Annotated in this window: 19 protein-coding genes; 18 read left to right on the top strand and 1 reads right to left on the bottom strand. The window is 48.8% G+C overall.

Translation table 11 applies throughout. The features are described 5' to 3' along the window. Positions 1–110: 110 nt before the first annotated feature. The 8 genes from VEJY3_RS09860 (at position 111) to VEJY3_RS09825 (ending at position 5,327) form a co-directional block, all read left to right on the top strand. Positions 111–809 (top strand): phage antirepressor KilAC domain-containing protein, encoded by a 699-nt coding sequence (locus VEJY3_RS09860; protein WP_014232324.1) that lies wholly within the window; start codon positions 111–113, stop codon positions 807–809. Next, on the top strand, positions 806–994 hold the full coding sequence (locus tag VEJY3_RS09855) for a hypothetical protein (RefSeq protein ID WP_014232323.1): 189 nt from the start codon (positions 806–808) through the stop codon (positions 992–994). Before VEJY3_RS09860 ends, VEJY3_RS09855 begins: the two co-directional genes overlap by 4 nt. Next, positions 991–1,299, top strand: coding sequence for a hypothetical protein (locus VEJY3_RS09850; protein ID WP_014232322.1), 309 nt, complete (start codon positions 991–993; stop codon positions 1,297–1,299). The genes VEJY3_RS09855 and VEJY3_RS09850 overlap by 4 nt, the downstream gene beginning before the upstream one ends. Then, positions 1,296–1,601 carry a DUF4406 domain-containing protein gene (locus tag VEJY3_RS09845; protein WP_014232321.1) on the top strand — a complete coding sequence of 102 codons (306 nt, stop codon included), beginning with the start codon at positions 1,296–1,298 and terminating at the stop codon, positions 1,599–1,601. The genes VEJY3_RS09850 and VEJY3_RS09845 overlap by 4 nt, the downstream gene beginning before the upstream one ends. 10 nt (positions 1,602–1,611) lie before the next feature. Further along, positions 1,612–2,583: a DUF968 domain-containing protein gene (locus VEJY3_RS09840; RefSeq protein WP_014232320.1), complete on the top strand. Its 972-nt coding sequence runs from the start codon at positions 1,612–1,614 to the stop codon at positions 2,581–2,583. Positions 2,584–2,913: 330 nt separating this feature from the next. After that, a complete protein-coding gene (locus VEJY3_RS09835; protein ID WP_014232319.1) occupies positions 2,914–3,762 on the top strand; it encodes a TIGR04255 family protein in 849 nt (282 codons plus the stop codon). 11 nt (positions 3,763–3,773) lie between these two features. Further along, positions 3,774–4,427 (top strand): hypothetical protein, encoded by a 654-nt coding sequence (locus VEJY3_RS09830; protein ID WP_014232318.1) that lies wholly within the window; start codon positions 3,774–3,776, stop codon positions 4,425–4,427. Between the two features lie 9 nt (positions 4,428–4,436). Next, complete coding sequence (locus tag VEJY3_RS09825) at positions 4,437–5,327, top strand: hypothetical protein (protein WP_014232317.1); 891 nt, start codon at positions 4,437–4,439, stop codon at positions 5,325–5,327. A 25-nt stretch (positions 5,328–5,352) separates the two neighbouring features. On the opposite strand, the gene VEJY3_RS09820 is transcribed toward VEJY3_RS09825, so the two are convergent. Beyond that, positions 5,353–5,727: a hypothetical protein gene (locus tag VEJY3_RS09820; protein WP_041170240.1), complete on the bottom strand. Its 375-nt coding sequence runs from the start codon at positions 5,725–5,727 to the stop codon at positions 5,353–5,355. Between the two features lie 105 nt (positions 5,728–5,832). Here VEJY3_RS09820 and VEJY3_RS09815 point away from each other — a divergent pair, with 105 nt between their 5' ends. The 10 genes from VEJY3_RS09815 to VEJY3_RS09770 all read left to right on the top strand — a co-directional run bounded on the left by VEJY3_RS09815 (position 5,833) and on the right by VEJY3_RS09770 (position 14,628). Further along, positions 5,833–6,522, top strand: a complete 690-nt coding sequence (locus VEJY3_RS09815; RefSeq protein WP_014232315.1) for a hypothetical protein — start codon at positions 5,833–5,835, stop codon at positions 6,520–6,522. 70 nt (positions 6,523–6,592) lie between these two features. Further along, on the top strand, positions 6,593–6,883 hold the full coding sequence (locus VEJY3_RS09810; protein WP_014232314.1) for a hypothetical protein: 291 nt from the start codon (positions 6,593–6,595) through the stop codon (positions 6,881–6,883). A 52-nt stretch (positions 6,884–6,935) separates the two neighbouring features. After that, complete coding sequence (locus VEJY3_RS09805; RefSeq protein WP_158308259.1) at positions 6,936–7,223, top strand: D-Ala-D-Ala carboxypeptidase family metallohydrolase; 288 nt, start codon at positions 6,936–6,938, stop codon at positions 7,221–7,223. A 40-nt stretch (positions 7,224–7,263) separates the two neighbouring features. Next, the gene (locus VEJY3_RS09800; protein ID WP_014232312.1) at positions 7,264–7,527 is read left to right on the top strand and encodes a hypothetical protein; all 264 of its coding nucleotides are present in this window, start codon (positions 7,264–7,266) and stop codon (positions 7,525–7,527) included. 111 nt (positions 7,528–7,638) lie between these two features. After that, positions 7,639–7,881, top strand: a complete 243-nt coding sequence (locus VEJY3_RS09795; RefSeq protein ID WP_014232310.1) for a hypothetical protein — start codon at positions 7,639–7,641, stop codon at positions 7,879–7,881. A gap of 465 nt (positions 7,882–8,346) precedes the next feature. Next, positions 8,347–8,892 (top strand): terminase small subunit, encoded by a 546-nt coding sequence (locus VEJY3_RS09790; RefSeq protein ID WP_014232309.1) that lies wholly within the window; start codon positions 8,347–8,349, stop codon positions 8,890–8,892. Further along, positions 8,867–10,864: a phage terminase large subunit family protein gene (locus tag VEJY3_RS09785; RefSeq protein WP_014232308.1), complete on the top strand. Its 1,998-nt coding sequence runs from the start codon at positions 8,867–8,869 to the stop codon at positions 10,862–10,864. Before VEJY3_RS09790 ends, VEJY3_RS09785 begins: the two co-directional genes overlap by 26 nt. Further along, positions 10,861–11,073 (top strand): hypothetical protein, encoded by a 213-nt coding sequence (locus VEJY3_RS09780; protein ID WP_014232307.1) that lies wholly within the window; start codon positions 10,861–10,863, stop codon positions 11,071–11,073. The genes VEJY3_RS09785 and VEJY3_RS09780 overlap by 4 nt, the downstream gene beginning before the upstream one ends. After that, the gene (locus VEJY3_RS09775; RefSeq protein WP_014232306.1) at positions 11,070–12,596 is read left to right on the top strand and encodes a phage portal protein; all 1,527 of its coding nucleotides are present in this window, start codon (positions 11,070–11,072) and stop codon (positions 12,594–12,596) included. Before VEJY3_RS09780 ends, VEJY3_RS09775 begins: the two co-directional genes overlap by 4 nt. Next, on the top strand, positions 12,559–14,628 hold the full coding sequence (locus VEJY3_RS09770) for a ClpP-like prohead protease/major capsid protein fusion protein (RefSeq protein WP_014232305.1): 2,070 nt from the start codon (positions 12,559–12,561) through the stop codon (positions 14,626–14,628). The genes VEJY3_RS09775 and VEJY3_RS09770 overlap by 38 nt, the downstream gene beginning before the upstream one ends. The last annotated feature ends 40 nt before the right edge of the window (positions 14,629–14,668 follow it).

The raw sequence follows: 14,668 nt of genomic DNA, 5'->3' as shown, positions 1-14,668 counted from the left end.
CTCAGTTGATCACCAAGGCTCGCAAGCAGGGTGTGGAAATACATCGGATGTCGGACACGAGAACTGGCAGCACAAACAAGATTTGGATAAGGGCCTAGGGAGACAGGCAAATGTTTGAATTAAGCACAAATACAGAGATGACGATGAGCAGTCGAGAGATTGCTGAGTTGACGGGAAGTCGTCACGATAACGTGAAAATTTCCATGGAAAGAATGAGAAGATCAGGAGTTATATCGTTTACTGCAATGCAGGAACCGACCGTTGGAGGTGGAAAGCCAGCAACCGTTTATCGTGTCGACAAGCGTGATAGCTATGTTGTGGTGGCTCAGTTATCACCTGAGTTTACTGCGGCACTGGTCGATCGCTGGCATGAGCTAGAAAAGCAAACTCAGCTTCAAGTTCCCCAATCATTTGCTGAAGCACTGCAGTTAGCGGCTAACCAAGCCAAGGAACTGGAAGAAAAGAACCAGGCATTAGCTATCGCAGCACCAAAAGCAGAATTTGCTGATGCGATTGCCGGAGCGGATAAAGGCGTGAAGCTTGGTCAGTTTGCAAAAACGGTAGGTTTAGGACCTGTCACTATTTTCCGTGTACTACGAGAGTTAAAGATCTTCATGAGCCGTGGAGACTCTTACAACTTGCCGTATCAAGACTATGTCGAGCGTGGTTACTTTACGGTGAAGCAGGGCACTTACGAAACTAACTCCCAAACCAGAATAAGCCACACAGCATTGATCACCGGAAAGGGTGAGATCTGGCTGCGTAAAAAGCTTCTTGAAACAGGTCATTTAAAGGCGGTGGCAGCGTGAAGATCATTCGAGTATTACCCAATAGCAAAGCGGTCGATGCCTTGTGTATTTGCTATGAGAACAAGCGGGTTTATACCCATGATGGCAAACCGTATTTCGTCACTGATTTGGAGGTGGAAGGCAGAGGCCGTTCTACTCGCTTAATGGCAAAGCTAGAGCCGGTATTTGGAGAGGCAACGGCATGAGCGCATTAGAGCAAACGCTTCTTCTCCAAATCAAAGCATTGGGGTTAGATCTCCCCGAGAAGGAATACCGATTCCATGAGACAAGACGTTGGCGTTTTGATTTTGCTTACCCAGAGCAGCAACTGGCGGTGGAAGTGGAAGGCGGTACCTGGACGGGAGGTCGTCACACTCGCGGCAGTGGTTATGAGAAAGATTGCGAGAAATACAACGAAGCAGCATTACGAGGTTGGTCAGTTCTACGATTCACCGGAAGTATGATCAAAAGCGGCAAGGCAGTACAGACATTAAAGGAAGCGTTATCGTGAAGAAGGTTTACATTGCAGGCCCAATGACGGGATTACCAGAGTTTAACAAGCCAGCGTTCTTTGCGATGGAAGATGAGTTGAAACGCCGTGGGTGTATTGTCATGAACCCCGCTATTCTGCCGGATGGTTTTGAGTGGGAAGAGTACATGCACATTTGTATTCCAATGTTGGCCTGCTGCGACACGGTAGTGTTTTTGGATGGCTGGCAGCTTTCGAAAGGGGCTCGTTTGGAATACGACAAAGCGGTCGAGATGGGTAAGCAGCTGGTTACCAAGCCGTTGCTTGAATCGAAAGTCGCTTAAGGTAGGGAAGATGCTAAAAGTCAGCTTGGATGTGGTCCCGACACTGAATGCCGCGCTCATTCCGCTAAGCCCAAACAAAGAGGCGATTCAACGCTTGCTGGTGGACGGTAAGATCGGGTTAGTTTCTCCCAATCAACGTTTGGCCACAAAGACCGCTGGAGGGTTGTCTTCGGATGACCTCTCTTTGGTGGCGTTCTTCGCTAATGAAGACGTGCAACTGCTTATCGGTAGCACGGCTAAGTATGTTGATACGATTTCAGAGTGTCAGCTAAAGGATGAAGGCTACTGCAATCATAATCTGAAAACTCGAGTAACCGGTGAGGGGGCGATTCGTTTGTGTTGGCATCACGACAACATGGCCGACGACAGTCACCAGGCATTCTCGATAGCCCGAAAGAATACGGTTCGTCACGGTCTGATGGTTGTCTCTCGCCAGCTGCATGGTGAAGTAAGGCGCATCACGGATGTTGATTTATGCTGGTGGGCCGTTCGCAATGACGTGTATTCGCTATTGCCGCAGTCTGTTCTCGATCGTCAGTTCAAACGAGAAGAGGGCAGCAAGCGAGTTGGTGTGCTGGGAAACGTGGATACAGATGCCCGGTATGTATTCGAAGGTCAGCTAGAGCAACTACAACGATTAGCAAAGCCGGTACTGAAACTGGTCATAGATGACGATCCACCAGCCATGTACCTAAGAAAGCCTAAGCCAATCCGTTGGGAGAGCGAGAAATACCTTTCGTTCGTGCGCAAGTTACCTTGCCGAGTGTGTGGCAAGACTGCAGGTATCGCCCATCACCTAATAGGCCATGGAGAAGGAAAGATGGGAAGTAAGGCCTCGGATATGTTCACCATCCCGCTTTGTCATGATCATCACCAAGAGCTACACCGCAATGTGAACGCCTGGGAACGTCAACACGGCGATCAGCTCTGGCATGTGAAGGAGACTATTAACCGAGCGTTGATGGTTGGGGCGTTGGGGTGAGAAGATGCTTCAAACCTGGCATTGACGCCGTTATTTGTTAGTCCCTAGATAGCTGGTCGATACTCTTTAATAATTTTCGGAATCACTCTCGGTTTGAGTTCGTTTAATTCGATTCCACGCAGTCTTCGGGTTTGTCTTTGTATATCAACTCGTAATTACAGATATGCTCCTAAAGCTTGGAGATACAGTTGGATGGTGGTGACTGTTTTCGGTCCTATAGTTGCGTTGCTTTACAAAAAATTTGACATATTTCGTGTTAAAACTTCGTCACTTGGTCTAAGATGACTAAACTTTAAACATGTAAAAAAAATTGTAAAGCGAGTTCGTTTAATGAGTGGATACTTTGAGAAAGCACCGTTAGTTTATGTAGTTGCGAAAATAACGGTAACTGAACTCCCAACCCTACTAGCTGAGCAAATTGTACAGCTTGAGCAGGCTATGTTCGAATGTGACTTGATTCATAAGGCTTATCTCAACACCCCCAAAATAGTTATAGAACAGTCGTCAGTTCGAGAACAAAACCCTGTTAATCGAAAATGTTACATGTCGTCTTCTCGCAGTGAGTCTTTGGTTATTTCAGACGAAACTATAGAGTGGCGAGTAGCTGACTATAAGGACTATAGTTCCTTTAAAACGAGACTCTCAACTGTTCTAGATAAGCTCATTGAAGTAATGAGACCATGGCATAACGTTAGAGTCAGAGAGATTTCATTATCATATGTAGATGTTGTAATTCCTATATCTCACAAATTATCAGATTATTTCTCTGAACTTGTATCATTACCTTTAACATCTCAGAAGTCTTCTCTTGAAACTGATGTCTTGCAACTTGGAAAGTTGGAGTGGCAAAGAGTGGTCAACGAAAGGTTAAAAGTTGAGGTGTCGGTAGAACAATTATCTAAAAAAGTGCGTAAGTATATACCTGATAGTTTGGTTGAACCTTCACAACAGTTTGCTCAACCGTTGAGTTTAAATGGAAATATAGAGCAGTGCACAGATTCACATTATGCTGTGTTGATGACTCAAACCTCGACAATACCGGAAGTAGAAACTAAATTCGAAAGTCTAACTTTAGATATTCTGGATAAAGTACACACTTATGATCGCAGTACATTCAAGTCTATGATTAATCTTCCGTTGTGCAAGGAAGAGTGGGGGTATCGGGAGTTTACGGCTTAGAGATTAACATTATGAATAATTCTTACATGAATACTAGCAATAGCTTTGACGATATCATTGCCAGGAATACTTATCAGACTGAGTTTGAAGATGGGCTAAAAAAGACAGATACGAATACAGTGCAAGTTATTTCAATCGATCAATTTCGTGGTGATTACTTAACGGAGTTTAGGCGTTCAGGCTTCTTTAAAAAATGTGAAGTTATCACAATTAAATGTGAAGGCTATGCTCTTGCTGAATCCGAAAGATTGGAAGAACTTACAAGTTCTTTTCAAGATGTTTTAAGTGTTCGTGACATGATTGAGACAATCAAGTCATCGCTGGGTATAAATTACTCTCAGATGGCTAATATTCTCAAAGTTTCGCGTGTTACGGTATACAACCATTTAAAGGGTGATGGTCCTGTCGAACTATATGAATCTCTTTACGAAGTTGCTAAGGTGGCAGAGGAAAAATATGGTTCAATCTCCCATATTTTGAAAGCTGTCAAGATTGAGGGAAAAACCTTATTAAAGCATTTTGAAGCTGAAGGACCAAATATCAACTTACAAAGATTTTGCTCGCTTATTAAGTTAGCTATGGATAGTCGACCTAATAAGAAAGAAGTAAGAGTATCTCACAAACAACAAGTTGAACGACACATATCAAACACTCGAATTAGGTAGAAAAAGTATATGTCAAATGCAGGCAGCGAGTTGATCATGAAAGGCTTTCGCCAAGGAGTTCATTTTTATGGCAGTAGTCTAACTGCAGATGCGCGAAAGCTTTTGATGGATAGTCGCTCCGAAGCAAGGAAGAGAACTAAGCCTGTTTTAGACAAACAGTTACTACTATTGATTTCGCAAGATTGTGATATCAATAGTGGTTCTGTTAGTAGTGTTGAACTTCTCGTTGGTCGACTCCTTAGACCTCGAGAAATTGGTGACAGTAAATTTTATAACGGCAGAAACTTTCAAAAGCTATATTTACGCATAAATGATCAGCACTGGTGCTTTGAGCTAGCTTTACAAACCACAATTGAAAAAGATGAGTTGTTAACAGGATTTGTGTCAGATGCAGATGGCGACCTCCAAGCTTTAGATGAAGTCAATCAACAGATACTGCTTACTTGGTTAGCTGCGAAGTACACTCGAGCTCCTTTCCCTCATGGGTTTAATACACGTTTCTTACCGTATCTAAGAAATGAAGAACCAAACAACCTGTTTGCTTTGTGTCTAGAAAAAAACGCTTCACATGTTTTAGATTTATTTGCATACGTATCCCCGGAAGATGATGAAGCGGAGTCTTATGAAGTTATATTAGTTTTGGCACTTAAACTAGATGTCCCTGAAATTGTATATACTGAATTAGATCAAGTGATGAGTTCTTTTGTTGAATCACTACATGCTAAATTTTATCCAGCCTTAATAATGAAACAAATTGAAGATACTGCTGGAGAAATTCTAGACAATGTTGAATACGTTCAGAGACCTGAAGATTTCGTAAAGTCAGACGAGCTTAAAATGAGCTCGCTAACATTAAATTACTTATGTTGGCCAGATCAGGGTTCTGAAAATTGTCAGTAAGCAGTAGGTTTATAGGTTTGATTATCTATAGCCAAACCACATTATTCTTGGTGTCTTGGTCAGCGTTCTTGTCCAGGTAGTGCTTTACCTCCCCATCATAAAGCAGGATAAAGCACTTTCCGTTTAGGTACGTTCCTACCAGGTAGTGGTATCTAGGGATGGTATAAACAACTTCGTACCCGTCAACATCAGAGCAGAGTGCAGATACATCCATGATCTTCAGTCGTCTTACACCCACAACGTTGCCCACTTCCATAAAGCCACCAAAAGGGATTGTCTTCCAGTCTCCACTGGCCATTAACACCGATACATTATCTTCGGTGCTGTTGTAGCCGCATGGGCCATCAGGTCCAATTCTGTATATGCGGTGTCCTACCAGGCGTTGAATCGTCTTGTACATTTCAAAAAGGGATTACCATTTAACTGTATATATATACAGTTTATCATTGGTGGTTGAGCTGTCCAATTTGATTGATTCAACATTGTGGTGAGGGGAAATAATATTATGGGTTTGTGTGTAAACATCGAAAAGTGGCAGATGTCAGCGGCGATTGGAATGGCGACGGAGGCTATCCGTGCTAAGTACAACGAAGGTGCTGGTGGCGGTGGTTTTGGCATGGCTGATATTGAAATGGGCTCTAAACTGGATGCCGGTAAGGTGCTTTCTACATTGGAGCAGATTAAGACGGTACACCCTCACTTATCTGATTGGGCGTTCTTTGCCTACGCTTCGCCACTTTGGAACTCTCAAAGTCTGACTCATCGCTTTATTGAGCACCTGCTGAATGATTGGCTCGTGGAGTGCTGTTTTACAGGTATTACTCTACAAGCAAAGGTGGTGAAACGTATCGAAGCTATTCTTCCTTTGGTCGCTGGTGGATTTGCGCTCGAGCAAATGGCTGGTGCTGACGTTCAGTTCGTGGCGGGTGAGGGGCACTATAAGCCAGTAGCGAGTCGAACCGCTATCATCAATGCGCTGGTGGAACATGATTGTGTGGCTAACCAGGTTAACTCCGAAACGTACAAGAAAAAACGCAAGCGTTACTACCAATCTAATTTTGATGTTATCCAACCTCACATTGAGTCCATCAGAACGATATTGTTGGGCTATGACTCATTGTGTCAAAAACTCTTTAGGATTGGGGTTGAAAAACAGAATCTGTCAAATTACTATGCAAATATCCAGTATGGATAAATACACATGAATTCTGAAAGCCGCCTTTTTGGCGGTTTTTTTATGCCTGAAATTTGAGTCGAGAGAGCTGATGTCATTCTGTTTTTCTGAAGTGTGGCTCAAGCTGCACGACTTCAAAGGCCGTTTAATTGCTTACGGTGGAGGCGGTGGCGTTAGCTTTTTCAGTAATGAAGTGGCAGCAAAAGCCCAACAAGCTGCAGAAACGGCTACATCCACACCAGATATTACCCTCGCAAACTTAATCTCTTTGGGGGGCTTAGCTCTGATAGCTGCTCGTTTTATCTTTGATGTTTATGTCTACTTCGACAAGAAACGCGCCAAAGGAGGTGCTCGTGGCACTTGCTCAAACCAAGAACTTTAACCCCAAAACGGATATCAAGTTGAACTGCTCCTGTGGATGTGGGAGCAACAAGGTGAGCCAATCAGCATTAGACCAACTGCAGAAGGTTCGTGATGAGTTTGGTAAGGCTATGGTCGTTCGCTCTGGATTTAGATGTGAAAAGCATCCGAGTGAAGCGCGTAAAGAGAAGCCCGGGCAACACTTCAACGGCGTGGCCTTTGATATCGCTTGCAATAACGGCTTTGATCGACTTCGTCTTGTAGAGATTGCCCGCAAGCATGGCGCGAGAGGGATTGGGATTGCAAAAACCTTTGTTCATCTGGATTGGCGGGAAGGGTTACCCGTAATGTGGACTTACTAACAAGCGGCCAGAACGGTCGCTTTTTTAATGGAGAAAGGAAATGAAAAAACTGTATCAGTTTACGGTCGCAGTGGTGGCTCTGCTGTTTGCGTCTTTCGCTCTGGCGAGTTCGGGAATGATGGAGCCTGACACACCAGCTTGGGCGGTAGCTGCATTTGGCTTTGTCGCAACAGTCGTCGGGGTTGTTGCTCAGATTGATGCGCAAGTGTCTGAAGAGTTCAAACGAAAGTGGCCGTGGTGGTTGCACTTGGTTTGGAATCTGGCCGCAGGCAACTATAAGCACTCACAGAATATCGGCAGTTAGTCGTGGGCTGGGCATCATCCGTCCCGATCCTTGGAGCGCTAATCCTTAAAGTCATTGAGGTTTGGGAGCGTGTTCAACGTGCTAAGGAAATTGAGCATCAGGAGCAAGAATATGAAGATATCAAGCAAGATGCTAAAAGCCGCCATGCTCAGCGGTTTGGTCCTAGTAGTGGGCGGATGCGCGACAAGCCGTGATGTGTTTGCCCCTTCATGCAAGCCAGTCGCCCCTGTTCTTGAGTGGTACGAGCCTGACCAAGGCGGGATTTATTACCCAGAGCGCAGCGTCACTAACCTAATGTTGTACATCGAGCAGCTCAACGACTGCATTGACTACTACCAAGTTAATCCTGGTTAGTTCAACTATCCGGTAATTCCGGATAGTTGCCGAGTGTTCTTACTGGCTGCACTTGTTATCAGTTAAGCCAGCATGTGATAGCGACGAATCCCGCATGCATCCAATAGGAAGGGATAAGGATCGGTTAGCGCCCGATAGTGCATAAGTAGCTAAAAGAATTAGTGACCCAAGGCTACTGGCTGCCTTAAAGCCAGAAACCAACCGGCGCTCCGGCCAACAACCAAACGGCAACTCCAACGCGAAAGCGACTATCGCCACCTAGCCGAGCGCCGACCATCATCCTGTGCCCATTGGAAAGCGGGCCTCCGCGTTAGCTTTCCTATGTGTATCGCGATGATTTCACCAATCACCCTCAATGCATGGCCAAAACCAAAAGGTACTCCCGAGACCCCTCCCCACTACGGGTATGCGGCCTCGCGGTTTTTCACTACATACGAGGATCTTCTGAGTGAGGTTGTTGTTTAAATGTCACTACCAAAAAATGCACCGCGGCCAGAACCACATTGGCTGAAAAAATCCGACATGGCCGCAAGTCTTGGAATTAGTTTCCAAGCCTTTGATAAATGGGGCGTGAAGCCAGTTGCCAAGGTCGGGCGATCGGTCTATTACACGGTGGCCGATGTGGTGCATAACCGCGTCAGTCACGAGATCGAAAAGTATCAACCAAAGATCCTCGAAACCAATTCCGATGATTTTGACGGTAAATCCATCGAATACGAGCGCTTGAGATTAACCAAAGCACAGGCGGATGGCCAAGAGCTCAAGAATGCCAAAGAGCGCCGTGAGGTGATTGAGGCCGAGTTCAATATTTTCTGTTTGTCCAAGGTCTCAGCAGAAGTCGCCAGTATTCTCGATACGGTTCCACTGTCATTCAAACGGCGCTTTCCAGAGTTGGAAGCCAAACACATCGAGCACTTGCGGCGCGACTTAGTCAAGGCTCAGAACATTGCGGCCGATCTGGATTGCCGCATACCGGAATATCTCGATGAATATCTTGCCAGCTCAGATTGATAACCTACGGTCCGCCTTTCGCGCTGGCTTGCGACCGTTGTTTCGTCCGCCGCCAATGACGGCCGTGGAGTGGGCAAACGAAAACTTCTACCTATCCAGCGAATCCTCGTATCAGGAAGGGCGCTGGGAAACGTTGCCGTTTCAGGCCGCGATCATGAACGCGATGGGCAACGATGAGATCCGTACCGTCGATTTCGTCAAGAGTGCCCGTGTTGGTTACTCCAAGATGCTGTTGGCCGTGGCGGGGTATCAGTCCGAACACAAGAAACGCAATATCCTGTTGTATCAGCCGACCGACAGTGCGGCGCAGCGCTTCATGAAGAAGCAGGTTGAAACCGCGATTCGTGACGTCCCGCTTTGGCATAAGCTGGCGCCCTGGTTGGGGAAAAAGCATCGCGACAACACCATTGATGCGAAACGCTTCACACACGGCAAGCAGTTGTGGTGTTTTGGTGGTACCGCGGCCAATAACTATCGTGAGCACTCCGCTGATACGGTCATTTACGATGAGTTGGCGGCGTTCCCGCCGGATGTTGAAGCGGAAGGTTCCCCCACGTTCTTGGGCGATAAGCGTATCGAAGGCGCTGTGTTTCCCAAGTCCATTCGAGGCTCAACGCCAAAAATCAAAGGCGAGTGTCAGATTGAGCGTGCGGCTCAAGAGTCGCCTCACTATCTGCGCTTTCATCTCAAGTGCCCGCATTGCGGCGAGGAGCAATACCTCAAATGGGGCGGACCCGAGGAGCCCTTTGGTATCAAGTGGGACAAGGGGGAACCGACCACGGCTTACTACCAGTGTGAGCACAATGGCTGCGTGATCAGAAACCAAGACCTGATGGATATGCAGGAGTCGTCAGGAGTGTGGCGCTGTGAACGCACCTCCATCTGGACGGTGGATGGCATCGAATGGCATGACGAAACCAACCATGTTATCGATGTTCCAGAGCATGTCAGTTTCCATATCTGGACGGCCTACAGTCCGTTTACCACCTGGCACCGTATTGTTCTTGATTTCCTGAAAGCCAAAGACGATGTGGGCAAGCTGAAAACCTTTGTCAACACTACGTTGGGTGAAACATGGGACAACGAAGTCGGTGAAAAGCTGGAGTGGGAAGACCTGCACCGCCGCCGCGAGTTATACCCCGATGGCAAGATGCCAAATGGCGTGGTGTATGTGACGGGCGGCATTGATACCCAAGACGATCGCTATGAAGGGTATGTCTATGGTTATGGGGCGCATGAAGAGAGTTGGCTGGTTGACCGCTGGATCTTGCATGGTGACCCCGCCAGTGACGAACTGAAAAAGAAAGTCGCCGAGAAAATCCGGCAGCAATACACCCGCTTTGATGGCTGCGTAATGAACGTTAGCCGTTGGTGCTGGGACTCCGGTGGTCACTATACCGATGAAGTCTACAGCATGAGCCGTAAGCTCGGCGCATCCTATGTCATTCCAACCAAAGGCGCGAGTGTTTACGGCAAGCCGATCGCCGATTTCCCGCGAACCCCGTCGAAGAAAGGTGCATCAAAAGGGTGTTATCTGACGATAGTTGGCGCCGACAACGCCAAAGAGCTGATCGTGAATCGATTGCGTGTCGAACCGCAACCTGGTGTTGCGGTGCCTGGCTGCATTCACCTTCCGATGGACGATGAGTTGTGTGGTGAAGCGGAGCTCAAGCAGCTTACCGCCGAGCGCAAAGTGCTCAAGTACAAGAACGGTCGCAAGTCGTATCTGTGGGATGCAGGTAAGCGCCGTAATGAAGCGCTGGACTGTACCGTGCTGGCTCTAGCCGCTTTGCGAATTTCTCAGCAGCGCTTTGGTATCAACCTCGACATCTTAACCGGTGGTCATGGTTCTGCCCCAACAGAGCCTGCACCACCGAAACCAAAACCACCAACGTCCACCACAACGCCACCGACCTCCTCGGCGGGCAACAATTGGCTGGGCGATGTCAATAAACAAGGGGGCTGGTTATGACACTAGCGCAAGTTCAGGCGTTAATTGATGCCTATTACCAAGCCGAAATGGATCTGCTGGCAGGAAAAACCGTCACCTTTCAAGGTCGAACGGTTAGCAGTGAAAACCTCAGCGAAATCCGCAAAGGGCGACATGAGATGGAGCAGCGCAAACAAAGCCTGCTGTCTGGTCAAACTCGCCTGTCACCAAGTCTGGCGAGGTTTGAATGAGTTGGATTGAAAAACTGATCAGCCCGTTCTCGCCAGCATGGGCACTGCAGCGGGTCAAAAGCCGTCAGGAGCTTAATGCCCGATTTTCGGTGATGGGTTATGAAGCCGCCACCAAAGACCGGCTACACAGTGCCAAACGCCAGACTCAATCAGCCAACCAGTCGGTAGCCATGGGCGGGGTGTCACTTAGGGAGCAGGCACGTAAGCTCGATGAAGACCACGATTTGGTGATCGGTATCTTCGACAAGTTGGAAGAGCGCGTCGTCGGGGCGAACGGGATCATGGTAGAGCCTCAGCCAAGGGATACCAATGGCGAGGTGCTGGACTCCTTGGCCAAAGAAATTCGACGCCGCTGGGCTGCGTGGTCATTGAAACCCGAAGTCACCGGTACCTATACCCGCCCCGAGCTCGAACGGATGTTATTTCGCACCGCTGCTCGTGATGGGGAAGTTTTTACCCAGTTGGTTCGTGGCTCAGTCCCCGGGCTGAACCATCCCAATCCGAATGGCACCCCGTTCAGTCTTGAAGCGCTTGAGCCGGATTTCGTGCCGTTTCACATGAATGAGGTAGCAAAGCGGATCATTCAGGGCATTGAGGTGAATCAGTGGCGTCAGCCTCTGGCGTACCACGTGTTTTATGACCATCCGTCTGACAGCTTCGGTATCACCGCCAAAACCAAGCGGGTACTGAAAGAGAACATGCTGCATTTGGCTCACCGCAAGAGACTTCATCAACTACGTGGCATCACGTTGTTGCATGGGGTGATCAAGCGTTTGGGTGATTTGAAGGATTACGAAGAGTCCGAACGGGTGGCGGCCCGTATCGCTGCGGCACTGGCGTTCTTCATCAAGAAGGGCACGCCGGACTTGTATGTGGCACCGCAGGAGCAAACCGCTCCGCGTCAAATTCCGTTTGCCCCAGGGGTCTGCTTTGACGATCTGCAGGCAGGGGAAGAGGTCGGCATGATTGAGTCGAACCGCCCGAACACCCATCTGGCCGAGTTTCGCAATGGCCAGCTGCGCATGGTCGCCAGTGGTACTCGCGGCGCCTATTCGTCGATCGCTCGCGATTACAACGGCACGTACAGTGCCCAGCGTCAGGAGCTGGTTGAAGGCTGGGAGTCGTTTGCCGTACTGCAGCAGTGGTTTGTCGCTCAGCAAGCCCGCCCTGTTTTTCGTGCCTGGCTTGAAATGGAGCTGCTGCGCACCACTGACCCGCTCGATATTCCTGCCAATCTGGATCGCCGCACTTTGTATGATGCGGTCTATTTGGCCCCGGTGATGCCGTGGATTGATCCGAAGAAAGAAACCGACGCCTGGAAAGAACGCATCAAAGGAGGCAACGCCACGGAAGCCATGTGGGTCCGTGCAAGTGGCCACAATCCAGAAGAGGTGAAACGCGCCCGCGTTAAGGAGATTGAAGAAAACCGCAAACAGGGATTGGTGTTTGACACTGATCCGTCAAACAACCAAGGAGCTCAAAGTAATGAACCCCAAACCCCTCAACCTGATGATGATGCCTAAAGCGTCGCTGTCAGCCAGCGCGGCCCCGTCAGAATCGTGGTTCAGTATCAAGGCTGCTGTATCTGGTCATCCCGCTGAGATCTTCATTTATGACGAGATTGGCGGCTGGGGCATGACCGCCCAGCGTTTTTCCGAAGAGCTGCAAGCCAATGAGATTTTTACCGGTGTTGATGTCGATCTGTATCTGCACAGTGGCGGCGGTAACGTTCTGGATGGCTTTGCGATTTACAACATGCTGCGAGGCATTACTGGCTCGCTGAACATTTACATTCAGGGCGTGGCGGCGTCGATTGCCTCCGTCATTGCCTGTGTCCCTAACGCGACCGTGCATATTCCAGAGAATGGTTGGTTTTACCTCCATAACGCTTGGGGTGGGCAGGTTGGCGAAGCCGAAGACATGATCGAGTATGCCGAGTTTCTGGAGCGCAATGTCACTAACATGGTGGCCGCGTACCGAGAGAAATCAGGTTTGTCTGAGGATGACATCCGAGCACTGATGAAAAAGCCAGGTACTTGGCTCGATGGTCAACAAGCTGTTGAGCAGGGCTTTGCAGATGTGCTTACTGAACCGCTGCAGGCTGCAGCATCTATCAATTCTAATCGTCAAAAGGAACTCTTAAATATGCCTAAAAGTCTAAAGGGCTTAATGAAACCGCAGGCGAACACGCCAACGCCTACCACACCTGCGCAGCCGCCAGCGGACCCAACCCCAGCGTCTCCGTCAGCATCGGTACCAAACCCACCTCCTGCTGCGCCATCACCATCCGCAGCGGACATTATGGCGCAGTTCCGTGCTGATGAAACCACCCGCCGAGAAGGCATTCAAAACGTGTTTGCGTTTGCGCCTGGTCGCTTCCCTGACATTGAAGCGTCGTGTATTGCTGACATGAACTGCACCGTGGAGCAAGCCAAAGATAAACTGCTTGAAGCCATGGGCCGCAACACTACACCAAGTGCGGGTATCCACATTCACGCGGACAACGGCAACATTGTCGGTGATTCGGTTTCCAATGCAATTCTCGCGCGTTCGGGCCTTGGTGAACTTGAGCAAGACAACTGCTACAACGGCATGCGTCTCGATGCCTTAGCACGTGCCTCTCTGGTTGATCGCGGCATTGGCATCACAGGCATGAACAACCGCGACATTGTGGGTCTGGCGTTCACGCACTCAAGCAGTGACTTTGGCAATATCCTGATGAACATCGCCAATAAGGCGGTACTAAAAGGCTGGGAAGAGGCGCCGGAGACGTTCCAACGCTGGACACAAAAAGGCACCCTGACCGATTTCCGCTCAACCAAGCGTGTGGGTCTGAACACCTTTGGCAGCCTAGATAAAGTGGATGAGGGCAGCGAGTACAAATACGGCACTATTGGTGACCGTGGTGAAGACATTGTGCTGGCCACGTACGGCAAACTGCTGACGCTGTCTCGTCAGGCAATCATCAACGATGATATGCAGATGCTGACGCGCATTCCGCAGTTAATGGGTCGCTCGGCTCGTCGCACCATCGGTGATCTGGTTTACGCCATTCTGACTGGAACTTACACAATGTCGGACGGCAAGGCGCTGTTCCATGAGGATCACAACAACATCGTCAATTCGTCACTGCCAGATGTCACGACCTTATCAAAAGGTAAGACGTTGATGCGCACCCAGAAAGACGATAAAGCCTCGCTCAACATCATGCCTGGCTTTGTACTGTCGCCAGTGGCGTTGGAAGATAAGCTGAACCAGACCATTCGTTCAACGTCGGTTGAAGGCGCTGGCGCAGATGTGATCAACCCGATCGCGAACTTTGCCGAAGTCATTGGCGAACCGCGTCTGGATGAAAAGAGCGCGAGCACTTTCTACCAGGTGGCGGCGATGGCCTTTGATACGATTGAAGTGGCCTACCTTGATGGTATCGAAGAACCGTACGTTGAGCAGCAATCGGGCTTCACCGTGGATGGCGTGGCGACCAAAGTGCGCATTGATGCCGGTGTGGCGCCATTAGATTTCCGCACGTTCGTGAAACACGACCCAGCAGCATAATTGCTCATCCCTCTCACAAGGTCACCATTCGGTGGCCTTT

Origin of the sequence: Vibrio sp. EJY3, assembly GCF_000241385.1 — a bacterium.
Taxonomy (GTDB): Bacteria; Pseudomonadota; Gammaproteobacteria; order Enterobacterales; family Vibrionaceae; genus Vibrio; species Vibrio natriegens.
The sequence above is the reverse complement of the archived record's forward strand: the minus strand, read 5'-3'. Positions and strand labels throughout refer to the sequence as shown.